The organism is Paraburkholderia phytofirmans, assembly GCF_046028095.1.
Lineage (GTDB): Bacteria > Pseudomonadota > Gammaproteobacteria > Burkholderiales > Burkholderiaceae > Paraburkholderia > Paraburkholderia phytofirmans_A.
The window spans coordinates 221495-247344 of sequence record NZ_JAQQDJ010000010.1; the positions used below are offsets into that span (position 1 = coordinate 221495).

The 25850-nt window shown below is 58.4% G+C and carries 18 protein-coding genes; 5 read left to right on the forward strand and 13 right to left on the reverse strand.

Annotated features, from left to right (window positions below; translation table 11 throughout):
- Positions 1 to 608: 608 nt before the first annotated feature.
- Together rfaE1 and PQR54_RS26475 are read right to left on the reverse strand one after the other, a co-directional pair.
- Positions 609 to 1670: a D-glycero-beta-D-manno-heptose-7-phosphate kinase gene (gene rfaE1, locus PQR54_RS26470; protein ID WP_408250833.1), complete on the reverse strand. Its 1062-nt coding sequence runs from the start codon at positions 1668 to 1670 to the stop codon at positions 609 to 611.
- A gap of 5 nt (positions 1671 to 1675) precedes the next feature.
- On the reverse strand, positions 1676 to 2779 hold the full coding sequence (locus PQR54_RS26475; RefSeq protein WP_408250835.1) for a glycosyltransferase family 9 protein: 1104 nt from the start codon (positions 2777 to 2779) through the stop codon (positions 1676 to 1678).
- Positions 2780 to 3712: 933 nt separating this feature from the next.
- On the opposite strand from PQR54_RS26475, the gene PQR54_RS26480 reads away from it, so the two are divergent.
- The 3 genes from PQR54_RS26480 (at position 3713) to PQR54_RS26490 (ending at position 8891) form a co-directional block, all read left to right on the forward strand.
- Positions 3713 to 6088: a polysaccharide biosynthesis tyrosine autokinase gene (locus tag PQR54_RS26480; protein ID WP_408250837.1), complete on the forward strand. Its 2376-nt coding sequence runs from the start codon at positions 3713 to 3715 to the stop codon at positions 6086 to 6088.
- 159 nt (positions 6089 to 6247) lie between these two features.
- Positions 6248 to 7420 carry a dTDP-4-amino-4,6-dideoxygalactose transaminase gene (gene rffA, locus PQR54_RS26485; protein ID WP_408250839.1) on the forward strand — a complete coding sequence of 391 codons (1173 nt, stop codon included), beginning with the start codon at positions 6248 to 6250 and terminating at the stop codon, positions 7418 to 7420.
- A gap of 124 nt (positions 7421 to 7544) precedes the next feature.
- Positions 7545 to 8891 carry a hypothetical protein gene (locus PQR54_RS26490; RefSeq protein WP_408250841.1) on the forward strand — a complete coding sequence of 449 codons (1347 nt, stop codon included), beginning with the start codon at positions 7545 to 7547 and terminating at the stop codon, positions 8889 to 8891.
- Here the strand turns inward: PQR54_RS26490 and PQR54_RS26495 are convergent.
- From PQR54_RS26495 to PQR54_RS26530, 8 genes are all read right to left on the reverse strand, one after another.
- A complete protein-coding gene (locus PQR54_RS26495; protein ID WP_408250843.1) occupies positions 8854 to 9762 on the reverse strand; it encodes a glycosyltransferase family 2 protein in 909 nt (302 codons plus the stop codon). The two genes, PQR54_RS26490 and PQR54_RS26495, sit on opposite strands and share 38 nt — an antisense overlap.
- A gap of 73 nt (positions 9763 to 9835) precedes the next feature.
- A complete protein-coding gene (locus PQR54_RS26500) occupies positions 9836 to 10990 on the reverse strand; it encodes an NAD-dependent epimerase/dehydratase family protein (RefSeq protein WP_408251038.1) in 1155 nt (384 codons plus the stop codon).
- On the reverse strand, positions 10987 to 11592 hold the full coding sequence (locus PQR54_RS26505) for an acyltransferase (protein ID WP_408250845.1): 606 nt from the start codon (positions 11590 to 11592) through the stop codon (positions 10987 to 10989). Before PQR54_RS26505 ends, PQR54_RS26500 begins: the two co-directional genes overlap by 4 nt.
- A 41-nt stretch (positions 11593 to 11633) precedes the next feature.
- A complete protein-coding gene (locus tag PQR54_RS26510; RefSeq protein ID WP_408250847.1) occupies positions 11634 to 12590 on the reverse strand; it encodes a glycosyltransferase family 2 protein in 957 nt (318 codons plus the stop codon).
- Between the two features lie 55 nt (positions 12591 to 12645).
- Positions 12646 to 14136 carry an MATE family efflux transporter gene (locus PQR54_RS26515; protein ID WP_408250849.1) on the reverse strand — a complete coding sequence of 497 codons (1491 nt, stop codon included), beginning with the start codon at positions 14134 to 14136 and terminating at the stop codon, positions 12646 to 12648.
- 487 nt (positions 14137 to 14623) lie between these two features.
- The gene (rfbA, locus tag PQR54_RS26520) at positions 14624 to 15517 is read right to left on the reverse strand and encodes a glucose-1-phosphate thymidylyltransferase RfbA (protein ID WP_408250851.1); all 894 of its coding nucleotides are present in this window, start codon (positions 15515 to 15517) and stop codon (positions 14624 to 14626) included.
- A 10-nt stretch (positions 15518 to 15527) separates the two neighbouring features.
- Positions 15528 to 16589 carry a dTDP-glucose 4,6-dehydratase gene (gene rfbB, locus PQR54_RS26525; protein ID WP_408250852.1) on the reverse strand — a complete coding sequence of 354 codons (1062 nt, stop codon included), beginning with the start codon at positions 16587 to 16589 and terminating at the stop codon, positions 15528 to 15530.
- Between the two features lie 1264 nt (positions 16590 to 17853).
- Positions 17854 to 18588 (reverse strand): Crp/Fnr family transcriptional regulator, encoded by a 735-nt coding sequence (locus PQR54_RS26530; RefSeq protein WP_408251040.1) that lies wholly within the window; start codon positions 18586 to 18588, stop codon positions 17854 to 17856.
- A 78-nt stretch (positions 18589 to 18666) separates the two neighbouring features.
- Here PQR54_RS26530 and PQR54_RS26535 point away from each other — a divergent pair, with 78 nt between their 5' ends.
- Positions 18667 to 18963 (forward strand): hypothetical protein, encoded by a 297-nt coding sequence (locus PQR54_RS26535; RefSeq protein WP_408250853.1) that lies wholly within the window; start codon positions 18667 to 18669, stop codon positions 18961 to 18963.
- A 96-nt stretch (positions 18964 to 19059) separates the two neighbouring features.
- Here PQR54_RS26535 and PQR54_RS26540 read toward each other — a convergent pair whose 3' ends face one another.
- The gene (locus PQR54_RS26540; RefSeq protein ID WP_408250854.1) at positions 19060 to 20547 is read right to left on the reverse strand and encodes a hypothetical protein; all 1488 of its coding nucleotides are present in this window, start codon (positions 20545 to 20547) and stop codon (positions 19060 to 19062) included.
- A gap of 391 nt (positions 20548 to 20938) precedes the next feature.
- The gene (locus PQR54_RS26545) at positions 20939 to 22486 is read right to left on the reverse strand and encodes a methyl-accepting chemotaxis protein (protein ID WP_408250855.1); all 1548 of its coding nucleotides are present in this window, start codon (positions 22484 to 22486) and stop codon (positions 20939 to 20941) included.
- Positions 22487 to 22757: 271 nt separating this feature from the next.
- On the opposite strand from PQR54_RS26545, the gene PQR54_RS26550 reads away from it, so the two are divergent.
- A complete protein-coding gene (locus PQR54_RS26550) occupies positions 22758 to 23858 on the forward strand; it encodes an MraY family glycosyltransferase (RefSeq protein WP_012431955.1) in 1101 nt (366 codons plus the stop codon).
- A 114-nt stretch (positions 23859 to 23972) separates the two neighbouring features.
- Here PQR54_RS26550 and PQR54_RS26555 read toward each other — a convergent pair whose 3' ends face one another.
- The gene (locus PQR54_RS26555) at positions 23973 to 25850 is read right to left on the reverse strand and encodes a polysaccharide biosynthesis protein (protein WP_106314758.1); all 1878 of its coding nucleotides are present in this window, start codon (positions 25848 to 25850) and stop codon (positions 23973 to 23975) included.

Here is a 25850-nt window from a genome sequence, read left to right on the forward strand (position 1 = left end):
GTCGATGCTGCAAGGATGGGTCGTTTCGGCGAGACCCTCCGTGGCTGTGTATGACAGCACGAAGGAAATGGGGGCTCGCGCGGCGACGGCAACGTCGCAGATCAGGAACGTCTGAAAGCGCTGGAGCGGGAGGTTCGCGAGTTGCAATGGATCTATTAAGATCCTGCGAAAGGCATCGGTGTATTTCGCACACACGCGGCTCGACCTGCCGACCGAAGCGATGATCATGTTGATCGAAGATCGCCGGCAGGTTCATTCGGTCCAGGCGGTCTGCAGGATACTGCCGATCACCTCGTCGACGTGTTTACGACATATGGCCCGGCGGGCAGTTGAGCACGCCGGCCAGCGCGCGAGCACATTGTGACTCAGTGCTGGGCGGCGAAACTTCGCGCGTGCGGAAGCACAGAACTCCCAGAAGTACGAGGTATGCAAGGTCTAGCGGCAACTCGCATGCCGAGGCATCCGCGTCGACCGCAGCATGGCATGCCTAGCCAATTCAGTCGGCAATGTAGCAATACCTTCTTCGATCTGCGGAAGACGTACCGCAAGCTGCTCGAAGGTGTCCACAGCGTGAAAGACTTCAACGTGCCGTTCACAAAATCGCTGCGTCAGTTGCTCACACTACTCGGCTTATCAGCGCGGCGTTTCGCTCGCCAGGGTAGCAGGGAAACTCGCGCCAACATGTTTCCTCGACGCGCCGAATGCGGGTCCTGGTGTAGTGCCTGATGAAGCTCGGGCCGGCCCACCGTCGCGGTACCCAATTTAGCCACGACAATCCCCGCCGCGACATTGGACAGCGCTACTGCTTCGTCGAGCGGAACTCCGGCACCGAGCGCAGCACTTAGCGTCGCAACGACCGTGTCCCCCGCACCTGTCACATCGAACACCTCACGCGCGCGCGTCGGCAAATGCAACGGGGCGTGGCCGCGAGCAATTAACGTCATGCCCTTCTCGCTGCGAGTGACGAGTACCGCATCCAGTTCAAGCGCGTCTCTAAGGGCAACACCCTTCCGTTCAATATCGACTTCACTCTCGCAACGCCCAACGACCGCCTCGAACTCGGAAAGGTTGGGCGTAATGACAGTGGCGCCGCGATAACGCTCGAAATCTCTTCCTTTCGGATCGACGATCACGGGTTTGCCTGCACGGCGAGCAGCGGAAATCAGGTTTTTTGAATCCCGCAGTGACCCTTTGGCGTAATCGGACAAGACGACCGCCTCGACTTCGCGTAGCTGCTGCTCAAAGGTGAACATCAACTCGTCGCCATTCAGTTCGGGGAAATGGTCCTCAAAGTCCGCCCTGATCATCTGCTGATGATGAGAAATAATGCGAAGCTTCGTTATCGTCTTGCTACCGCCGACACGTTGGAGAAAGCACTCGACACCGCCTTCGCGCAGCAACTGCTCAATCCGATCAGCGTGCGCGTCCTGCCCAGCCAGGCCGAGAAGACTAACATGGGCCCCGAGCGCCGCTGCGTTAAGCGCGACGTTTCCTGCCCCACCCACACGCGTCTCTTCAGTTTGCACATGGACGACGGGAACCGGTGCCTCCGGCGAGATTCGAGAGGTCAAGCCGTGCCAATACCAATCAAGCATGACGTCGCCCACGATCATTAATTGAGCGCGGTCGAAATCAGGAAGCGCGAGCTTCGCCGGTGGGTTTCTTGTCATGGTGGCTAAATGATCGAATAAACTTCACCCAAAACGTCGGCCACAGAGGCGACGCTGATTTTTTCCATCACATACTTCGGATTCCTAGGATATTCAAATCCGAGATTCAGAAACATTCCGCCTTCCCGCCGCGACACTGCAATGACTCCAAGCTCTTTGTTGACAGGACCCCAGCGAAACGGATTCGTGGGACCGTGCAGACTGATCATTGGTGTATCCAGCATTGCGGACAAATGCATGATTCCAGTATTGACGCAGATTATGCATTCCGCCTGCCTTACTATTCCGACCACCTCAGTTAAGCTAACCTTGGCTGCCACGCTCACGACCTTCTGGCTGCCGATCAGCTGAACTAATTGCTCGGCCCGTATTGAGTCTTCCGGACCGCCGGTAATGACGATGGCGTACCCTTTCTCGATCAATATGCGTGCAAGGTCGCGCCAGTGCGCCATCGGCCATTCGCGCATGGCAAAATTTGTTCCGGATGCCCACGGGTGAAAAACGATATATTTATCGTCAATGACGAAAGGTAAGCCGGAGGGCCGAATGTCTTTGGTTATCCGCGGATATTCCGTCGACTCAATCCCCAGCGGGCGCAGCAGCTTTCTGAAATTATCCAGCTCATGAAGGCCATCGCCATGTTCGACGCTGATATCGTAGGCGTAATGGCGGAATTGACGTCTGGTGTTAAAACCGATTGTGAACTTCGCTCGGGAAAACGCCGCCAATATCGCCGAAATCCGCGGCCACTGCGAAGTATCGATCAAGACATCAACATCGTATTTCCTTATTTCCCTGAGCGCATCGAGCGGGCTGGTCAGCGGGACGATTACGATCTCGTCAAAGCCATCGAACAGATCGTAGATGCGCGCGTTGCTTCGCGATGCAAATATCACCACTCTGGAAAACTTCTTTACTTTCCTCACCTCAGAAATAATTATCGACGACAAAATCGAGTCGCCGATTGCAGCGAAAGCAAAAATTCCTATCGCGGCGCACTCAGTCGGCAGGCGTCGTTTCTTGCGAAACGCTCCTAGTATGTATAAGAAAGCGCCACCGACAATAAGGTCGATCCGCTTCAGAAGGTTTTGTCCGCGCTCATTTTTCATTTCAGGTCCAGTAGCACTTCAACCCAAGAATCCTTCGATTCCCGATGGCTGTCGGCGATCGCCAAGCGCCGCCTTTTGCCTTCCGGTGTGAAGCTGATGATCACGAGACGCCAGCCGTCGGAGTCGTTGATACGCCGCACGGTGTGAATGCTGCGGGCCCGCGCTGGATCGGGTCATCCATGCTACCCGACGTTACTGCTGTACCGATGAATGGTCGATGATGCAACTGACATCATCCATATCGCAATGGCCGGCGTCTGTGCGGATGCGAACGTTCAGGTGTCCGCGTGAAAGGTTTTGTTCAAGTGAGACCAGCGGGGGAAAAATTTCCCGATATGTAAAGTACTGCTTATGTTGCCAACTAGCACGAGTGATCGTCAATAGATGGACGGTTTTCGCGGGCGCATTTCACCAGTCCTTTGGCAATCGTAGAAAGCTTGATCCGGATGTATTCGTCAGACCTTCGAACAGCGGCTTGCGGCGGCGGAACGCCTTCTCCGGTGTCACCCCGAGTGCCGAGCGGCGTCCGGTCGAATGTTCGCGTTCTCGCCAGGTCGGCAAATATGACGGAGGACTGCCGACAATCCTGCCATGCCAAAACGGATGAAACAAATATCTTTGCTCGCTCACCCAGTACCCACTTGCCTTGCCTGAACCAGCGCGGTCCAACGTGCGCTAAACCACAGACTGGGAAGCGGCAAAAGAGGTATTCATATCACACTTGCCCAAAGCCGCGTCGATGGGCGCGGCTGCGACGAATCGGCGAGTGGCGGACCAGGTAACGACATCAATTCCGAGCCCGGCGATTCGTCGAACAAAAGTCTACCCATGTATCAATTTCGGCCCCAGGCGAGTCCTCGGGCCGTTGCCCCATGATCGACGCGACGAAGCTCGTCGCACGATCGAGAAGCTAGTTACCCCCGAATCTTGGAGATGGCGCCTTTGAACACGCATATTCTCAACTCCGGATCGTCTCGCGCAGGCAACGAAGAAGGCAACTTTTCGTTGCGCGACATGCTTCATCTGTTGCGAGACCATATCTGGACACTGCTGGCATTCGTCGCCATAGCGACGACGCTTGCAACCGCGTACGCCTTCCTCGCGACACCGACCTACTCCGCCGACGTCGTCGTGCGCGTCGACCCGCCTGCTCCGCCCGACCAGAATGCGCTAGGCATTTCCCGCCAGGACGGTACAGCGCAGCAACAACCGGGCATGCAAGCGACCGCCGCGGAGATCTCGGTTATGCAGAGCCGTTCCGTGCTGGAGCCAGTGATTCGTCGATTTCAATTCGATGTCGAAGTCGTACCGCACTCGGTTCCTGTGCTCGGACGTTTCGCGGAGCAATTCGCCTTTCCCGGCCATCCTTCGAAACCGTGGTTTGGATTAGGTTCGTTCGCCTGGGGTGGCGAGAGGCTCCAAATCCCTGCTCTAAACGTGCCCACGGAGCTCGAGGAGAAGCCGCTAGAACTGACCGCTCTCGACAAAGGACAGTACGAACTTCGCGCGTCCAACGGAGATGTCCTGCTGCGTGGCGAGACAGGCAAGCCCGCCACCGGACCGGATGGGCTGTCGATCACGGTGAAAGATCTCGTCGCCAGACCTGGCACCCAGTTCACGATTACCCACCGCAATATGATGGACGCAATCGATAGATTGCGCCGTCAGCTCAAGATCGCCGAAGTGACTAAAGACACGGGAATCGTACAGATTTCCTTTGCGTCGAAAGACCGGTTGCTGACTCCGGATGTCGCCGATGCGGTGGCCCAGCAATATATCGCTACTTCCGTTTCCAGCCGCCAGTCCAACGATGAGAAGACACTCAATTTCATCGACGGCAAGTTGCCGCAGCTAGACAAGGACCTCAAGCGTGCCGAACAGGCGTTGAGCGATTATCAATCGTCGACCGAGACAATGCGCCCGACTACCGAAGCGCAATCGTATCTGCAGGGCAGCATCGAACTCCAGAAGCGCACGGCAGACCTGCAATTGCAGCGCACGCAAGCGGCGCAGATCTTCACACCGAACAGCCCCCAGCTCAAGACGATCGACACGCAACTCGCGCAGTTGGCCGATGCGAGACGCGCTTTCGACGCGCGCTTCACCAGCATGCCGACCTCTGAACGGCGCAACGCTGAGTTGACTCGCGATGTGAAGGTGGCAGAAACCATCTATCTGGGTATGGTCAACAAATCCGCCGAGCTGTCCGTGCGCCGCGCAAGCGCGACGGGTGGCGCTCACATTGTCGACGCTGCGATGCAGCCGTATCGACCGATCAAGCCGAACCGCCCGCTGGTGATCGTCGCGGGCTGCGGCCTGGGCTTTTTCATCGGCGCATTCTTTATCGTGCTGCGACGCTATGCAACAACCGGCGTCACCGACCCGCTCTTTGTCGAACGGCGCCTGGACGTGCCCGTCCTCGGCGAAGTGCTGTTCAGCCGGCAACAGGCCCAGCTCGAGAATGAAACTTCAGTGCAAACCTCGCAGGGATCGCTATCCGGGCGTGAGGACGGCCTACCGGGCCTGCCCGATCCTAATGCGCTAACGTTGGATCCGCTCGATGCAGAGCGCTCGAGGCCCGCTTTCGCCGCCGGCGTGGCACGCGAGGCGGCTGCGCGCATTCTTGCCAGCCGGCTGCCCCACGAGCCGTCAGTCGAGGCGCTTCGCGAAGTACGCACGCAGGTGTGCCGCGATCGTCTGAACAAGAAGAACAACATTGTGATGTTGACGGGTCCGAGTCCGTCCACCGGCAAGAGCTTTGTTGCAGCGAACCTTTCCATACTTCTCACGGAAGTGGGCTTGCGCATCCTGCTCATCGACGCTGACATGCGTCGCGGCAACCTTGCCTCTTTCTTCAAGCAATCCAATCGCGGCGGCCTGTCCGAAGTTCTCCAAGGCAAGCTCCGCAGCACCGATGCCGTGCGGTCCGTAGGCGTTCGCGGCCTCTCCTTTATGTCGTGCGGCGCTTATCCGGCCAACCCGTCGGAGTTGCTGATGATGCACGACTTCAAGCAGGTGGTCGATCAGTTAAGCGAACAGTTCGATCTGGTGTTGGTCGACACCCCGCCATTCCTGGTGGTGACCGACGCCGCGATCATGGCGCCCCACGCGGGCGCGACCGTCCTCGTGCTTCGCTCCGGCATGCAAAGCGAAGACGAGATCTCCGAAACAGTCAAGAAGCTACGGCGCGCCGGAGGACGACTTCTGGGGTCGGTCTTCAACGCGATACCCAAGCGGGCCAGCAATTGGAGAAGCTATGAGCAGGCCGCGCAGTACACGCGCACGCTCGACGAGACTACCGAAGCGTGACGATACAGAGCTCTACGGCAAGTGCGCTCGCGCAGCTTGCTCCCTGAAACACCTGGCGAGTTCGCCGGAAATCGGGGTCTCGAAGCCGGGCAGCTCCGAGACCCAACTATGTGTCGCAGCGAGAACCATTGATTCTCGATCATGTGGGGTGAACTATTCATGAGCCGATCTACGCCGCAAATTGGAATCGAGGTAAACGAGAACCGCATTCCCTTCAATACACCTGCCATGACGGGTAACGAATTGAAGTACATCGCGGAAACTCATTTCAATAAGAAGCTTGCTGGCGACGGTTCCTTCACGGGACGTTGCAACAAGTGGCTACAAGAAAGAAGCGGTTCCAGCAAGGTATTACTGACGCACTCCTGCACTGCCGCGCTTGAAATGGCGGTTCTGTTGCTGGAGATTCAACCGGGCGACGAGATCATCATGCCTTCGTATACGTTCGTCTCGACGGCGAACGCATTCGTCTTGCGCGGTGGCGTGCCTGTCTTCGTGGACGTCCGTGAAGACACCATGAATCTCGATGAACGTTTGATCGAAGCAGCGATCACGCCGCGAACCCGCGCGATCGTCCCGGTCCATTACGCCGGTGTGGCGTGTGAAATGGACACGATCCTCTGCATCGCCGAACGTCACGGACTCAAAGTCGTGGAAGACGCCGCGCAAGGCGTCATGGCCACCTATAAAGGCCGTGGCTTGGGCTCCATTGGCGACCTCGGAACATACAGTTTTCACGAAACCAAAAACATCATCTCAGGCGAAGGCGGCGCGCTGCTCGTCAACGATCCCGTTCTCACGAGACGCGCAGAAATAATTCGCGAGAAAGGCACCGATCGCAGTCGCTATCTCCGCGGAGAAGTCGACAAATACACCTGGCAGGAAGTCGGCTCCTCATACTTGCCAAGCGAGCTGATCGCCGCTTATCTTTGGGCTCAGCTGGAAGCCGCAGAGAAGATCACGCAGGCACGCCTTGCGAGCTGGGAGCGATATCACGCACTCCTTGAGCCGTTCGAGCGCAGAGGCGCGCTTCGTCGCCCTGTCATTCCGAAGGAATGTCAGCACAACGGACATATGTACTACGTGCTGGTTGAAGATGAAGACGTGCGTCAGCTCATACTCGACGAATACAGAAGACAGGAAATAGGCTCGGTATTTCACTATGTTCCGCTTCATTCGTCTCCTGGCGGGCAGCGTTACGGCAAGGTGGCCGGCTCATTAGACGTTACAGTAAGCCAGTCAAAACGCCTGATTCGTCTTCCTCTCTGGGCCGGCTTGACCGAGACACAACAATTGCGCGTGGTCGACCTTCTCGGCGTACTTCTGAAATAAGCCGGCCAACTAGTAAACGGGCGCGCAAAAACTGCATCCGGGTGTTGCCGAAGTCTTCGTCAACAGCCCGGATGTCATTCATTGACGCTTCCTGGGACCGGTTGCATGCTTCTCCTGGAATCTCATGAAACAGAGCATCTCCTCGCACGCCGACCTGTACTATTTCATCTGGGCATTCGCCATGCCCGTGACGTCGGTGCTGATCGTGCCCTCCGTCCAGGGGACGACGCTCGGCTACCTCATGTGTTTTCTCTCGTTGCCGGTGGCGTTGGCATGCGCCGGTGCGTCACGCAGCCGCTACATCAATTTCCTGATTGTCGCGGCTTCGGTGTGGACGTTTTTCTTCCTGGCATCCCAACTCGCCGACACCGCACTCACCTACGAACCCGACCTGACGAAGGTGGTGCTCATCGACGACAGCGATGTGTCGTCCTTCGTCCTGAGAAAGAGTCTGTTCACACAGACGATCTACCTTGCTGCCGTAGTGCTCTATGCGTCATACGTCTATATTTTCTACAAGCCATCGTGGCAGCAGTGGCTGCTAGCCGCCGCCGCGATTTTCGCCGCGTACGGCATCTATGAAGTGATCTACTTCATCGTGATGGGCCGGCCTGGGGACTTTATCTCCAACCGTGGCTACGGTACCGACTTTCCGAATAACGGCGCTACCAGACCGGAAGGTGCCGCGACCGGAACCTCCATCCAGCGGATCGATGTCGCCGGCCTCACTGTACAACGGCTAAAGAGCCTCACCGGTGAACCATCGATGTATGCAATGTCGATGTTCCCGTTCTGGGTTTACTTCAACGCGATGTCGAAGAGACGCCTGCCGGTATGGATCATCGGTGCGTCGCTTGTCATGAGTACTTCGTCGACGGCTTTTATCGGCTATGTCGTCTATTTCCTCATCCGCCTGCGGAAGATCCGCTTCCATCCGATCAAGGTGTTAGCCGGCGCGCTGGTGCTCTTTGTGGTGGCGTATCTGGCTAGCGACTATATTGGCGATCTCTTTCAACAAATGGTCGTGGACAAGCTGGACGGCACCAACGTATCCGGCGCTGAAAGATCGGACCTCTTCCACGATTCCGTGGGCATGTGGGCGAGCGGATCGCTCGCCAACCAACTGTTCGGCGTCGGCTTCGGCTACATACGCTCGACCGATCTTTTCTCCACTCTGCTGGTCAATACAGGGGTAGTAGGTCTCGTTCTCGTGAGCGTGCTGATTCTGTACCCGGCCTTCAAGCTCGACTGGTCGACTGAGGGAATGGCATTGCGCCAGTGTTGCGTCACAACGTGGGTGATGATGATGATATCGGTGCCGGAGTTTTCCTATCTCGCGCCGTGGACTTTCGTCGCCATCGCTTATGCCCGGGTGCGTGCCGACAAACTGGCAACAGACCGGAGTAACGGCGCGCTGCCAGGTGGTCGCTCAGTCAATGATCGGCGACTGACAACGCGAAACCGGCTCTGAGTCCTTTGAACACACTCGACCTGGCCGCGGGCGAGAACTTCACGCACTTGACCGTCAACGTCAGGATTGCGTAACCAATCGCAATCGCACGATGCGTGGGCGCGAGATGCTTGCGGCTGAAGTAAACGCGATTGCGTGCCGTATAAAACAGGCTAAAGGGGCTTTCATTGCCGCCGGTGGACACCGCCACCTTGTGACCGACACTCGATGTCGGCACGTACAGCAGGCCGATATCGGCACTTTTCATGCGCCAGACGAAGTCGCTGTCGTCGTAATAGACGAAGTATTTTTCGTCCATCATGCCGATCTTCTGGAAGATGCTTTTGTGCAGCAACATAAAGCAGGTCGGCGCGTACTCCGTAAACATTTCTTCGTCGAACTGCCCGCGATCTTCTTTCCGGTCGCCCACGTGCGGTGTGGTGGCGGTAAGCGGCGAGAACCTTCCCCCCGCACACCATATGCGATTGGTACCGTGATAGGTGATCTTGGGAACGGCGGCCAAAGCGCCTGCCTCCTCGGTGTGCCGCACCAGCCCTGCGATCACGTCGGAACCCGGAAAATCGGTGTCGTTGTTGGCCAGCAGCACGTACTCGCATCCGTCCGCGAGCGCCATTTCGATACCCTGATTGTTGCCGCGTGCAACGCCGACATTGTCGTTATTGAACACGACGTCAGCGTCGATGTCGTTGAGAGTCGCGAGTTCGCGGGACATCGCGCTTCCCGTGTCCTTTTCGCTGTTGTCGATCACGTACAGCTTGAAATTCGCATCGCGCTGGGCGGCGAGACTCTTGAAGAAGTCGGGAAGTACGGAATCCGAGCGATACAGTACGGTGACAATCCCGATCAGCGGCGAACCATATCTCGTTGACATATCGCTTCCTTCAAATGAGTTGCGGAGACGGCCACTGCGCGCCTCCGTCGTGGCGTGACGGTCTCGTCCTGTGTCAGGCCGCGCGTTCACAGCCCTTATAAAGACCCTTCTCCCGCATCTCGGCAATGCTCTTCTCGTAGGTATCGGCCATCACCTGCTGCTGGTCGACCCAATGGGCAAAGCGCGTGATGCCTTCGCTGAACGACACCTTGGGCTCGAAGCCGAGCATGTCCCTCGCCTTGGTCAAATCGGCATAGACATGGCGGACATCGCCCAGGCGGAATGCGCCTGTTACGGTGATGCTGACATCGCTGGCATACACCTCGCACAGTGTCCTGGCAACGTCCATGACCGAAGTGCGCACGCCCGAGCCGATTCCGAAAACGTTGTCTGCCGCGTTGGCGTTCGTGAGCGCTGCATAGGTCGCATCGACCACGTCATCGATATAGACGAAGTCGCGGCTTTCCAGGCCGTCCTCGAAAATATTGATCGGATTGCCGTTCTTGATGCGCGTCGAAAAAATCGAGAGAATGCCCGTGTAAGGATTGGATAGCGACTGGCCCGGGCCGTAGACATTCTGGTAACGCAATGCCGAAGCAGCGATGCCGATAGAACGGCAAGTCGTCATCACCATCTGTTCCTGAGTTTGCTTGGTAATGCCATAAAGCGACGTCGGATGGATTTTCGATTCCTCGTCGGTCGGCACGCATTCCATTGCTTCGCCGCTTATCGGGCAGAGGTGCTCGAACTGGCCTTCGAGCATATCCTTTTCCTTGCGCGGACCAGGATACAAAATGCCCGAGGCCGAAGAACGATACTTCCCTTCGCCGTAAATCGCACGCGACGAAGCGACGACCACGTTGCGCACCGAATTGCTGCTGTTCTTCACCAGTATGTCGAGGATCAACGCCGTGCCGTGCACGTTCACGTCGACATAGCGATCGACCTCGTACATCGATTGGCCCGTACCTGTCTCGGCCGCAAGATGAACGATCGCGTCCTGCCCCTGCATGACACGTTCGAGAACGGCCCGGTCGGTCACCGACCCTTTCACGAAGTGCACGCTTTCCGGCAACGATGCGAAGATCGCAGACGTGACACTGGGATTTTCCCCGTGAATCTGCGGGGAAAGGTTATCGAGCACCGTTACTTCCGCATTGTCGGCGCAGAGCTTGCGCGCCAGACTCGAGCCGATAAAGCCGGCGCCACCCGTAATCAGAACTTTCATTGTTTCTCCCTTTCCCAACATTTCGTTTCGAAGTTGTAGCGCTTCATGATTTGCGCCGGATTGCCTGCGACCACGCAATAGTCGGGAACGTCGCGGGTCACCACCGAGTGGGCGCCCACCACGACGTGACGACCGATCTTCACATTGGGCAAGATGGCCGCGCTAAAGCCAATGAATGCGCCCTGCCCGATCCGCACATAATTGCCTCGCGTGCGAATACGCTCGCCGATACGGGTGGCGTCGTTCACGTCTTCATAGGGATGCTCGATATCGACGATGGCAACGTTCCCGGTAATGGTCGCGCCGTCGCCGATCTCGATTGAAGAGCCGCATACGATGTGCACGTTCTGCTCGATATTGACCCGGCTTCCAATCGTGAGCCGCGGCGGCGCAGCCGGATCCGTCACTACAAGTTCAATGCGCGCGCCGGGCCGGATCAACACACGCTCGCCAATCGACGCATGGTGTACGTTGACAAGCAGCATGGGGCGAAAGATCGTTGTTTTCGCGCCGACCGACTGGAATATATGTGCGTACCAGACACGCGTCTTTACCCGATACCAGGCTAATGACGCCCGGTTACACAAATCGAGCAGCCTCACTTTGGTCGCGGCGAGCCGCTCGTTCTCCTGTACGGTCGTACTCATGCGTTGATCCGTTGTCGTCCGGCCATCTGCTTGAGCCGCCTATAGACCGTGCGCAACACACGTGGCCAACGACGCATGGCGTACAGAACCAGCTGCTTCATGCCGATTCTTGCCGCACGCCAGCTCGATTCGATGCAATCCTCAAAGCCGTCGTCGCGTCCGTGCTCCAGATAGAAGATGGCCGAGGTCAGATAGAACCGCGCGCGCCCACGGTTGACCGCGTCGCTCGCCACGCCGAGATCGGCTGCGATCTGGCAGGTCTGGATCATGTCGTTCGTGTTTTCTCTGTGACGCTCGGGATTGTTGATTCGCAACGAGGTCATGCCAGTCCGATTAACGCGGTAAAGGCCCCACTCCTCGTCCAGATAGCAGCCTTGCGATCCGACGACGACCTGCACCAGATGAGCCAGATCACAGACCGCTTTCAGACCTACATCAACGGGACTGCGATGACGCAGGTGGGCCCGATACATTTCCGAGCTATGAAAAAAGTGCGGTCCGTTCTTGATGAGGTACGCAGCGTCAAACGTTGCTGGCTTTTTTTGGGGCAACGGATACGGCACGGACTCCAACGTATCCTGATCCACGGTGCGCATCCGATGGACGACGAGACCGCATTCGGGATGTTCTCTCAAGAAGTCGAGTTGACGCTGCAACTTGCCGGGAAGCATGACGTCGTCGCCGTCTATGTTCGCGATGTATTCGCCCTTTGCCATTGCGACGGTATCGGCGAAGTTCGCGGCGAAGCCGACGTTGACGTCGTGCGAAATGACCTTGATCACATCCGGATACCGCGATCGAAACGACTCGATAACGTCGAGAGAATTGTCGGGCGAATTATCGTCACCCACGATCACCTCGAATGGCACGTCGAGTTTCTGGTCGAGAATGCTTTGGAGACACGGACCGACGTACTCGCCTTGCCGGTAGCAAAGCACGATGACCGACAACACAGGCGCGGTGTGCTCGTGGACCGGATGGGGAAGATTAGTATCCATGCTGTTTGTCTCAGTTGAAGACCAGCCACCCGGCCAGGTGGCGAGCCTTTCGTTGTATGATCGGCGAGACCGCGATGGTCAATGCAGCCATGGCGAGCCACGCTCCAGATAAAACAAAGAACAGACCAATACGTGAACAGCTTGTCAGGTCCGCAAGACTCAGCAACAGTCCGACGGGTGAGAGCGCGGCGATACGTGCAGCGAGGCCCCAATACCAACTCGAGTTGATACCGGGGATAAACTTTCGGTGAACGATCGCAACCCAACCAAACAGGAGCAGAAAGTTCATCGCCGCCCATGCATAAGCCGCGCCGACCGCCCCGAGATGAATTCCGCCAAATAGGACCGCAGGCGCATAGAGCAAGAGGAAGCCGATATTGCCTTTCAGATGCAGAGACAGGTCCCCTTTCGCATACTGGACAATAAACGCTAGAGAAGCGATCGCCGAGAACGCGTTCCCAGCTGCATAGCACTGCATCGTTCGCAATGCTTCGGGACTCAATGGCGCGCTTGCGGACCAGAATCGAAGCACCGCCTCAGGCGCACAGATGAACACTGCCGCGACCGGGATCACCGCCAATGACGTCAGTTCGGTGGCCAGCGCATACATCTCGCGAATTTTTCCCCCGCCGCCGAAGGTTTCCGTGGTCAGCCGTGGAATGAATGCTTGTTGAATCGGATTTGCCAACAACAAGATTCCGCTCGCCAATAGAGTCGCCAAGCTGAACACCGCGAAATCCGCCAGCGGCAAAATTTTCGAGAGAGCGATCTTGTCGATCTGTGTGGTACAGGCCCAGATTACCGTCGCCAATGCAATCGAAAGCGATAGCTTCGCGCGCGACGAGAGTACCTTCCATGAGAAACGCATGGACACAAACGGTATATCGATCGTACGGCCGAGCAGCGTGCGCATAGCGGCTGCTTCTACGACAATCGCCAGAAGTTGCCAAACGAAGAAGAACTCGATACGCGGCCAGATCATGATGATCGGCACAACGAGCACCGTGCGTATCACGGCGAAGGTGATGACAATGCCGTTGAGTGCAACTTGTCGATCGATGCCGACCACGCCCCCGCGGTATAGAGCACCGAGCCAACGTGCGATGGCAGTCAGCATCATCAGCACAAATGCCGTACGAATCACGCTCGGCGGCAACGTGGACGCATTCAGCCATCGTTCGGCGAAATAAGGGGCGATGAAAATCGACAAGACGAACAAGATGGCGCTGGTGCCGAGAATCAGCTTTTCCAGTGATTCCAGCAGCAGCCCGACCTCGGCTTTCGAACCGGTACCGGCCCGCAGGCTGCCGAGCTCGCGGCACAACGTGGGCGAAAGCCCGAAGTCGAGAACGAGCACCCATGCGAGAACCACCGCGTTGATGGCAATCAGCCCATAAGCTTCCACGCCGAGATGATGCACGTATATCGGGACCATGACGATGCCGAGCAACGCGGTCACCATCTGTCCAACGAAATTTGCGAGCAGGGTTCGTCTCAACATCGCGGTCTGCCAGTAAATTAGGTAAGGGCCGAAGGTACCGCCAGAGTCGCCGCGAATTCTGAATTTGACATCGTTAATATCAACTCAATGCGAACACGTCTCAGGGCGAGCGTTTGATCTGCCAAGCGACCGAAAGATGCCACCTCCATTCCTGCCGGTCGAAGCCGGAATGACAATTCACGCTGAGCGCAACGCGTATCGAAGAGAGGGAAAAATCACTACTTGTGAAACTTGGTGTACTACCAAAGTATTTGATGCGGTCTGCGGGCGTAGCGTGACTATTGGCGAACACCCTTCGACTGCGTGAACAGACCCGCGTGTGAAGACTTCGCGCAAGCCACCTGACAATGCGCGTCACTGCGGTCTACGCCTGAAGCGTACCTGTACAGCCTTAATTTAAATGTGCGGCGCCGCACGTTCCGCAAGTTGCGTATCAGTTACCGCATGGAAGTCGCGAGCGGCTTCAGTCCATTCGAGCACGACGGGGTCAACGGCTTGGCCATGCCACCTGATCCTTCGGAAGATTGAGCAAATACTGGCCATATGCATTCTTGGCGAGCGGTTTGGCGAGTTGGAGCAATTGCTCCTCGTCGATCCAAGATTGGCGAAATGCGATCTCCTCCGGGCACGCCACCACCAAACCCTGACGCTTCTGCAGCGTTTCGATAAACGTAGCCGCTTCGATCAGCGAATCGTGTGTGCCTGTGTCGAGCCAGGCGTAACCACGGCCCATGATTTCCACTTCGAGCGCCGCGTTGGCGAGATAGCGCGAGTTGACATCGGTGATCTCGAGTTCGCCACGCGACGACGGCTTGATGTCCGCCGCAATGTCGCAGACCTGCTTGTCGTAGAAGTACAGACCCGTGACCGCGTAGTTCGAACGCGGCCTGGCCGGCTTCTCTTCGATCGACAGCGCGCGGAACTGCCTGTCGAATTCGACCACGCCATATCGCTCAGGATCGTGCACGTGGTACGCAAAGACCGTGGCGCCGTCGGTCTTCTCGTTGGCGCGCTCGAGCTGCTTCGCCAGATCGTGGCCGTAGAAAATGTTGTCGCCGAGAATCAGCGCCGACGGATCGTTGCCGACAAATTCCCGGCCGATGATGAACGCCTGCGCGAGCCCATCCGGCGAGGGCTGGACCGCGTACTGGATATTCATGCCCCACTGGCTGCCGTCGCCCAGCATCGCTTCGAAGCGCGGCGTGTCCTGCGGCGTCGAAATGATCAGCACTTCGCGGATGCCCGCCACCATCAGCGTGGACAGCGGGTAGTAGATCATCGGCTTGTCGTAGACCGGCAGCAACTGCTTGGATACCACGTGCGTGATCGGATACAGGCGTGTGCCCGATCCGCCCGCGAGAATAATGCCTTTGCGCGCCATTGCCGTGCCTTTACGCGCGCTGCGCGTAGTTGGTCTCAACCCACTTGCGATAGTCGCCCGAGGCGACCTCGTCCGACCATTCCTGATTGTCCAGATACCACTGGACCGTCTTGGCGAGACCCGTCTCGAACGTTTCCGCAGGCTTCCAGCCGAGCTCGCGTTCGAGCTTGCGGGCGTCGATTGCATAACGGCGGTCGTGGCCCGGACGATCCTTCACACAGGTGATCTGATCGCGGTACGACGCGCCCGTCTTCGGGCGCAGCTGATCGAGCAGGTCGCACAGCGTGTGGACCACGTCGAGATTCTTCTTCTCGTTCCAGCCGCCGATGTTGTACGTCTCGCCCGGCGTGCCGCGCGCGAGCACTTCGCGGATCGCGCTGCAGTGGTCGCCGACATACAGCCAGTCGCGCACGTTCTGACCGTCGCCATACACCGGCAGAGCCTTGCCGCCGAGCGCGTTGGCGATCATCAGCGGAATCAGCTTCTCGGGGAACTGGTACGGACCGTAGTTGTTCGAGCAGTTCGTGGTGAGCACCGGCAGGCCGTACGTATGATGGTAGGCGCGCACCAGATGGTCAGAACCCGCCTTCGTAGCCGAGTAAGGGCTGTTCGGCGCGTATGGCGTGGTCTCGGAGAATTGCGGATCGGTAGCGGAGAGCGAGCCGAACACTTCGTCGGTCGACACGTGCAGGAAACGGAATTCCGCTTTGGCAGCGTCGTTCAACCTGCTCCAATATGAGCGTGCCGAATCCAGTAGCGTGAAGGTACCCACGACGTTGGTCTGCACGAAGCTCTCCGGCCCGCAAATCGACCGATCGACGTGAGTCTCCGCCGCCAGATGGATAATCGCACGAGGCTTATATTCGGCCAGCAATTCGTCCATTGCGGTGCGGTCGCAAATGTCTGCGCATTCGAAAATATGCAGCGGGTTACGCTGTAGCGATTTCAGCGTACGCAGATTGCCCGCATAGGTGAGCTTGTCGACATTCACCACGGGTTCATCACAGATTTGCAGCCAGTCAAGCACGAAATTGCCGCCGATAAAACCGGCGCCGCCTGTCACGAAGATCATGGGAGCCCTTTGGAAGCCGCCTTCACGAAGTTGCGCGGAAGGTCGTTCGGAATCTGGCTGACATCCGGTGAATGGTGCGGCCACCGGACGTCGATAAGCAGCTTTGCTATAGCGTTCCATCGCGACTTACATCGCCGCGAACAGATACAGCCAACTCAGTGTAGGGTTCTAGAAAACTTGTTTCCGTGCGGAAAGCAACATACACGCTTTCGCCTGCACTAACCGGAGGGTATGGAGGGGAGCTTCGCGCGGTCGGGCAACGCTTGCAGTATTCGCGTTGCCCGTGTTTCGACCGCGTGGCGTTGACGTTGTTCGGCCTTATCGCCGAGGTGGAGTTATTTATCGTCTCGTGGCGTTCTCGAACGTGCGACACATAATGCACATACGAAAACGCCAATGACCACGCCGAATATGAAGCATAAAAAATGTGTCACAACGCTCGACATTTACCTGGTCCTTTCAATTGAGGCGAGATTGAATTTATAACGATTCACCTCCTTCGCGATTCACCGAAAAATCACCGCATGCAGCCAGTAAAACATCAAAGACACACAGGCAACAGCGATAGTATGACGCGGCGGTGGAAGCGCCAATCATCATACTTTACTAGAATCGCGACCAAGTCGAAAAACGGTACAGCTGAAGCGGTACACGTATGGCGTGGCAGTGGATGCGACATCGGACCAATCGAACGCGCACGATCGCGCCCGTTGGAGGTCACAGCATGAAACCAGCCGCGCTTACGAGGATGGCAAAGGTCGACAAAAGCACGGATGTGGTGCGATGCGAGGCAAGAACCGCAGGCCGCCGCGCAAAGGCAGTTTGACACACAACGCAGACGACGAACGGCAATTTCCGATCAGATTGCGCGGCCTATGCCAGGACGGCAGGCCGATGAGTCCAGGCGGGCACTCCGCGCGAGCGCAATTGCTGTCACGCGCGAATAGCTCTCAGCAAGCGGGAGAAACTACCGCACGCGATCCCGAACACACGGACCGCGATACGGTCATTCTTCGCCAGGACCTGACCATTTATCTCTAGGCCTTCTTTCTTCTTTCTCTACGCGCGCCGCGGCTAATCAACCGCAAGCTTACCGATATCGCGATACGCGAGCGGCAAGGCCACTCTTTCCGATGCCTGCGTCAGATCCCGCAAGTCAGGTGCTCGCCGCATTTTATCGTCTTGCCATCGGCAATCTACGCGAACGCCCCGACGTATTGCTAATCGTCCCAGACGTCAATTCGGAATGTAGATACGGCAACCCTCAACGCGTGACTTCCATCGCGTTGATCCGCGGCAATAAGCGGTCGAATTCGCGTTTTACGATCGCATAACATTCGCATGAACGCGCCTCGAGTCCAGTCCGATCGAGGATCCGGACACGGCCGCGACTGTGATGGATCAGATCAGCGTCGCAAAGCTTGCCGGACGCTTCGGTCACGCCTTCACGACGCACACCGAGCATGTCGGCAATGACTTGCTGCGTGACTTGCAAATCGCTGGTGCCCGAACGATCGATATCGACCAGCAGCCACCGGCACAGTTGTTCGTCCAGTCGATGCAGCCTGTTGCACGCCGCAGTCTGTGCGACTTGGGTGAGGAGAGCCTGCATGAACAGCAGCATCGATGAGCGCAGCGTTGCGCAATTGCGCAATGCTTCGCGCAGTGCCGCAGCGCTGATTCGATAAGCAAAACCCCGGCACTGAGCCTGAACGCTGGCCGGCATGGTGTCTCCGCCCGTCAGGATCGGCACGCCCGTCGTGCCATCCCTGCCAATCGCGGCGATCTCCACCGAGCTGCCGTTTTCCATGGTCTGCAGCAGGGACACGATCGCTGTGGCCGGAAAATAGACGGTTCGGATGATTTCACCGGATTTCGACAGCAGTTGACCCGGACTCAATTCGACGAGTTCGAGATGAGGAAGCAGCGCTTCCCATTCATGCGTGGGAAGCGCCTCGAGCAAACGGTTACCACGGCGGTATGACTGGAATGTCGTCATCATTTCCCTCACGTAAGTATCGCAGCCTGCCTGGGTATAGCAGGCCTCCGCTCGAATCGAGGAGCCAATGACGATGCATTGCCCTCACTCGTGCGGCCGGCAAACAGAAGCGGTAATGGAGACGATCAAAGCTTCGCACTGGTCATCGCGTTGCGTTCGATGTCGCAATGCAGCATAACCGGCGAGGAAGTCCGCGCCAATAATGCTGGCGGAATAGCCCGCACGATCGGCGGAATTAAGAGGACTATTTTTCGCGGGACGTTCGCCAGAACGCTGGACGCCAATGTCACTTTACTGCAGATGGAAAGAAAGCCGATATTGGTTGAATTGCCAACGATTCCTATTCCGACAATCGCAATATGTCTATTTTATTAAGGATGTCTATAGAACGGAATAAACTGGACGTTATGCGTTGTCCGAGCAACTCGAATCGGCAAGCCAGAGGACATGACTAGAATTGCACGTCATCAGTCAGCGGCGATGGTCCGCTCGACCGCGACGCGGCCGGCCACTGGCATGTCCGTCGTCATCCGCCGTCGTGATCATTTCCGCTTCCTGCCCGGCGTCCTTCTCAGCCAGCGCCTTCAGAACGCCGGTCAGAATCCGCTGACCGATTTGATGGTGAAAGATCCAGACGCCATGGATTCGTCCAGAGAATGCAGCCTCGCTCCCGATCTCTGGGTCGGGCCGAAACCCGGACCCCAACCCGAACGTGAAGAGTCCGCGCACCACCTTGCCGTTGATGTCGAGCGGACGGGCAAACTCGTCGACCTCGAAGCCGCTCCGGCAATATTGCAGCGGAATGGCCGCCCCGCGATGGTCGACCAGTGTGGACATGTTGGGCCCATAGCCGGCGCTATGGATCACGCCACATGAGTGCGCCAGACAGGCAGCAGCGCGGGCACGCTCGTGGTCCCCGGAGCCGGCATCGATCAATTCGACTCGCGGCTTCGTTCCCGCTACAAGGCCGTGCGACATCACCGAGCATGCGATTTCGAAGGCGCGGTAGCGCAGACCGCTCGAACGATTAACGCGCCCCGTGATCGGGCAAATATCGTTGACTGGATCGACTGCATAGCCCCACGCGCGGGCTTCCTGCTCGGTTTCGAAAAACAGCCGGATCGGCGAGCGGTGAATGATCGCGATTTCATCGAGTCCGGCGTCACCGAGATCAGCCGCAAGACGCTCGGTCATCGTGAACGCGCTATGCGAGCCGCCGATGATCGTGATCCGGTTCGTGCCCCGGGCCGTGGCAGGGGCAAACATGGGCGCGAAGGTATCGACCAGTTGCGTGCTCGTGAGGCGCAGCAGTTCATCCGACGTGCAGGTGATGACGCCGTTGCCCGGCAATGGAATGTCCAGCGTGCGGCACAGATCGTCGACCTCTTCGACGCGCTGCGTTCCGCCCAGATTCATCACGACAGTGTCGCAGATCATCATCCGGCGCGCCGCCGGCCTGCGCGTGTCGTGATAAGCAATTTCGAAGCGGCCGTCCTGGCTATGACGAATCGCGTCGATTTCGTGTCCACGCAGTACATCGACGTCGAAATGTTCGACGAGGTGCGCGATGAGCCGCTCGGCAGCCAGCGTAAGCAGCTCTCCGACCTCAGAGAGCAGCGGTGCGCCGTCGGGGTCCGCGGCCAGTTTCCTGTGCAACTCGTTGTATTCGCGGATGTCGCCGAACACCTCATCGAAGCGTTCGTGTTCGAGGCACGCAAGGAAAGATCTGGCGACCGAGTTGCCCGTGACGTTCACATAGTCGCCAAGCTTGCCTGCTCCGAGACTCACTCGTTTGTCGATGATCAGCAGGCCGTTTCTGGCCACCTCTGCCAGCTTGCCGCTCTTGAACGCATAGAACAGGAAGCCCATTCCTGCTGGGCCGGCACCGCACAACACACACGAGTAATCGCTGGGTACGCTCCTGGAACTATCCGGATCTGCCGCTGAGGACCTCTGCATGACTTTGGGGCTCGATAGTTGTCCGCTGTGAATGATGTGCACCATGTGCGTTGCCGGCGTCGAGGACATTCCTCGGACCGGATTCAACACACAATATCCCTTAATGCGAAGCATCACTCTGTGCGCTCGCGCACGGACAATATTTCGGAACCTTACCGCAAGGCGTCAACAGCAAAATATTTTGCTGTACGGAAGGATTTTCCGGACCGGAATGGCGTCGGAAAAAAATGCTTTTAGTTAGCAATTGGCACACCAGTACGAGCAGCTGAACGCTTAAACAGGCACGCTGTTTTTACAAAATCTAACAATTAGGATGTCTGAATTAAATTTCCATTCGATTCACGGTTGGAGTTGGCGCTCGCCAACTACGCGAGCGCACGCCCCTGCGCCATTACGCCATCTGGAACACCGCCACGGCATCCCGCAATATGGTCGCCTGCTCTTCCAGCGATTTCGCCGCTGCAGCGGCTTCTTCCACAAGTGCCGCATTGTGTTGCGTGACTTCGTCGATCTGCGAGACGGCCTTGTTGACCTGCTCGATACCGTCGCTCTGTTCGAGCGCCGACGCTTCGATCTCGTTCATCACGCCGGTCACGCGCTCGACGGCGCTCATCGCTTCGTGAATCGTCTTCTGCGCGTCGGACACGAGGGACGCGCCCTCCTGAACCTTGGCGGCCGACTCACCGATCAACTCCTTGATTTCCTTCGCCGCCGCGCCTGAGCGCTGAGCGAGGCTGCGCACTTCCGACGCCACCACCGCGAACCCGCGCCCCTGCTCGCCGGCGCGCGCTGCTTCCACTGCCGCGTTCAACGCCAGAATGTTGGTCTGAAACGCAATCCCCTCGATCATGCCGATGATTTCCGTCACCTTGCGCGACGACTCACTGATCCCATCCATCGTTTCAGTGACACGCGACACCACTTTGCCGCCGCGCGTGACCGTGTCGAGCGCGCCATGGGCGAGACGGTTCGCCTGCTTCGCGTTGTCCGCGTTCTGCTTTACCGTGGCCGACAACTGCTCCATGCTCGCTGCGGTCTGCTGAAGCGCCGCAGCCTGCTGCTCGGTGCGTGAGGACAGATCCGCATTGCCCGACGCAATCTCGTTGGCCCCCTGAGTAATCGCCGTCGTGCTGCCGCGCACTTTCGAAACGGTCTCGACGAGCCCGTCGCGCATCTTCGTCAACGCGCCCAGCAATTGGCCCATCTCGTTGCGCGATTTGATCTTGATGGCGACGGTCAGATCGCCGGCGGCGATGCGCTCGAAATGCTTGACGGTCGCGTTGACCGGCTTGATCAACGCTACTGACAAACCGATGCGCGCGGCCACGCCGATCACGAGCGCGATGGCGCCGATCGCGGCAAACAGCAATGTCGCGATCTGGAAGCGCTGCGCGGCCGTTTGAGCTTGCTGATGCTGGCTGTCGATCCGCGAGCGTTCGAGCGCGTCGATCGCTTTCGAATAAGTGGTGTAAAAACTGTTCGCCGTCTCGCCCTGAATATTGCGGAAGGTATTGAAATCGAAGTCCGCAAGCGCCTTGAACTCCGGCTCGATCGCCTTATCGACCAGCGCGCTGCGAGCCTGCTCCACGGCCTGCGCGAGCTTCTGCTCGTTATCGTCCGCAAATGGGCCGGCCATGTAATTGCGGAAGTCTTTGTTCGATTCGACCAGCACCTTGTGCGCGGCCGGCAGCAGGTCGTCGGTCTGCTTGCCGACGCTAAAGAGCGTCTGATACGAACCCAGTGCGAGTTGCACTTGCAGCAGCTTCTCCGAGCTCGCCTTCAAATGCGACAACGCGGCCGCGCTACGCTGCGTGTCGTCGAGGCTGCTGTTGGCGAGCTTGAGCGCGCCATAGCCGACACCGATCACTGTCAGCAGAAAAGCGACGAATACGCTGATCACCAGCGTCAGGCCGCCACGAATTGTGATGTTATTTAGCATTGGGTCTCCGGAACGTCTTGCCGATCGGCGGCGAAACAGGTTGGCAGGCGCGCGCGCGATCTTTTTTGCGCGTGTCTTACTCTTCGCCGCATCCAGGTTAACGACCTCGCACGGCCGCTGCTAAATAGGTGGAATCCATGACCGGCGGGCGTTTGCGAGCCGTTTTCACCTCACTATCTGGGATCTTCGGGTGACCGCGCGGCACCGCTGCTTTTCCGGGCATGGTGCGTTTCGTTTGTATAATTCGGCGTCTTCGCTCAGGCCCACTTTCATGCTTAGTTTTGCGCTCGGCTTTCTCGTTTCACTGCTGATCACGCTGTTGATCGTGCGCTACGCGCATCTGCATGAAAAATTCTCCACCGACACCGATCTGGCCGGCGTGCAGAAATTCCATGTGCGCCCGGTGCCGCGTATCGGCGGGGCTGGCATTCTGCTCGGGTTGATCGTGTCCGCCGTGCAGTTGCATCACGCGTATCCCGCCGTGTCGGGCGGCATTCTCGGGCTGATTGCGTGCGGCATGCCGGCCTTCGGCTCAGGACTGGTCGAAGACCTGACCAAGCGCGTGTCGCCGCTTGCAAGGCTCGTCTGCACGATGGCGGCGGCCGCGCTCGCCTATTTCCTGCTGAACATCGCCGTGACGCGCATCAGCGTGCCGCCGCTCGACTTCCTGCTCTCGTACGCGGTGATCTCCTGCGCGGTCACGGTGCTGGCGGTGGCCGCGCTCGCCAATGCGATCAATATCATCGACGGCTTCAACGGACTGGCGTCGATGGTCGCGTTCATGATGTTCGCCTCGCTCGCCTACGTGGCGTTCCAGGTGTCCGATCCGATCGTGCTGTCCGCCTCGTTCATGATGATGGGCGCGGTGCTCGGCTTCTTCATCTGGAATTTCCCGGCGGGGCTGATCTTTCTCGGCGACGGCGGCGCGTATTTCATCGGCTTCATGCTGGCCGAGCTGTCGATCATGCTGGTGATGCGCAATCGCGACGTGTCCGCGTGGTATCCGGTGCTGCTGTTCATGTATCCGATCTTCGAGACCTGCTTCTCGATCTACCGGAAAAAATTCATTCGCGGCATGTCGCCCGGCATTCCCGACGGCGTGCATCTGCATATGCTGGTGTACAAACGGCTGATGCGCTGGGCGGTCGGCACGCGTACCGCGCGCGAATTGACGCGGCGTAACTCGCTGACGTCGCCGTACCTGTGGCTGCTGTGTCTGATCGCGGTCGTGCCGGCCACGTTGTTCTGGCGGCATACGCTGCATCTGTTCTGTTTCGTGGTGGTGTTCGCCGCCACATATGTCTGGCTCTACGTAAGTATCGTGCGGTTCAAGTCGCCACGCTGGATGGTGGTCAGGAAGACCCGGCGGTAACGAAAAAAGGCGCTCGAATGAGCGCCTTTTGCTTTGTGACTTTCTTCACCGCAGTTTTCACCGCAGGCTTACGATTCAAAGCCGCCGCGAAACGCAGCCGTCACCAGTTCATGCTCACGAAGCCCGCGTCGCCGACGCCACGCTATGCAACGCCGGCGCGGCAGCCGGCTGATACTCCGGCACCCAGCGCCGCAGATCGCGGCGCACTTCCTGATCGCTCGGCACACGATGCTGCATCAGCCACGGCAGCAGTTCGTCGAGGAGATTGTCGGGCGCTTCACGCGCCTGCGCGATGCGCAGCTTCGGATGCGGAGTGCGCGTGGTTGCCTCATCGTCGGCCAGCAGTTCCTCGTAGAGCTTCTCGCCGGGACGCAGGCCCGTGAACACAATGCGGATGTGCTCCTCGCTGAAGCCATACAGGCGGATCAGGTCGCGCGCGAGATCGACGATCTTGACCGGCTCGCCCATGTCGAGAATGAAGATCTCACCGCCGTGCCCCATGCTCGACGCTTGCAGCACGAGTTGCGACGCCTCCGGGATCGTCATGAAAAAGCGCGTGATCTCCGGATGCGTGACCGTGACCGGCCCACCCTTCGCGATCTGTTGCTGAAACTTGGGAATCACGCTGCCCGCGCTGCCGAGCACGTTGCCGAACCGCACAGTTTCGAACTGCGTGCGCGTGCTGGTCTGCTGCAGCGCCTGACAAGCCATCTCCGCGAGGCGCTTGCTCGCGCCCATCACGTTGGTCGGGTTCACTGCCTTGTCGGTGGAGATCAGCACGAAATGCTTCACGTCGTGACGAATCGCCGCGCGCGCGACACGGTATGTACCCAGCACGTTATTGCGCACCGCCTGCCATGCGTTCAACTCCTCCATCAGCGGCACATGCTTATAGGCCGCGGCGTGAAAGAGAATGTGCGGTGTGTAGCGCGACAGCACCTGATCGAGCAGCAAGGAATCTTTGGCGTCGCCAATCACCGGCACCACGGAGAGCTTCGGAAAGCGGTCATGCAATTCTTCCGTGAGACGGTACATCGCGTATTCGGACAGATCGAACGCAATCAGCTGCGCGGGTTCGAAGCGCAGAATCTGGCGGCACAACTCCGAGCCGATCGAGCCGCCCGCGCCGGTCACCATTACCACGCGGCCGCTCAACAGCGCTTCGACGTGCGGCATGTCGATACGTACCGGCTCGCGGCCCAGCAGGTCTTCCAGATCGATCTGTCGCACGCGCGACAGGAACGCTTCGCCCTGCGTCAGCGTGGTCAGCGCGGGCAGCACCATGGCCCGCACGCCGGCGCGCACGCACAGCGTTGCCACGCGACGCTGCGCATCGACCGACGCCGATGGAATCGCGATGATCGCGTGTTCGACCTTCATGTCCGAAGCCCAGTGCTGCAGGTCGCTGATCGGCCCCCACACCTTGTAGCCGTAAATTTCGCGGCCCTGCTTGGCGGGGTCGTCGTCGAGCAGGCCCACCAGCCGCCATTCGCTCGAACGCGACAGTTCACGGGCCAGGTTCGCGCCCGCGTTACCCGCGCCGAGCACCACCACCGGCTTGCCTTGTCCGACCAGGCCGCCGTACAGATAGAACTCCTTGGAGGCGCGATAGAGCGCGCGCGAGCCGCCCATGGCAAGGAACAACAGAAGCGGAGAAACAGCGAGGACGGAGCGCGGAATAATGGGATGCGGCTGGGCCATGACGGCCACCATCATCATCACGAATGCGCCGGCCAGCACGGCCTTGGCGATGCGCATCAGGTCCGGCAGGCTCGCGAACACCCACATGCCCCGGTAGAGGCCGAAGATGCGGAACATCACACCGTAGACAGGGAGGACCCAGATGAGGGTTCGGACGGCGCCGGACCAGAACTCGACCGGAACGTAGCCATTGAAGCGGATCAGATATGCCGCGAGCCAGGTGCCCGCGACGGCGCAAAGGTCGAAGGCGAAAGCGCTAAATGATAGCCATGAGGCTTTGTGTCGAAACAT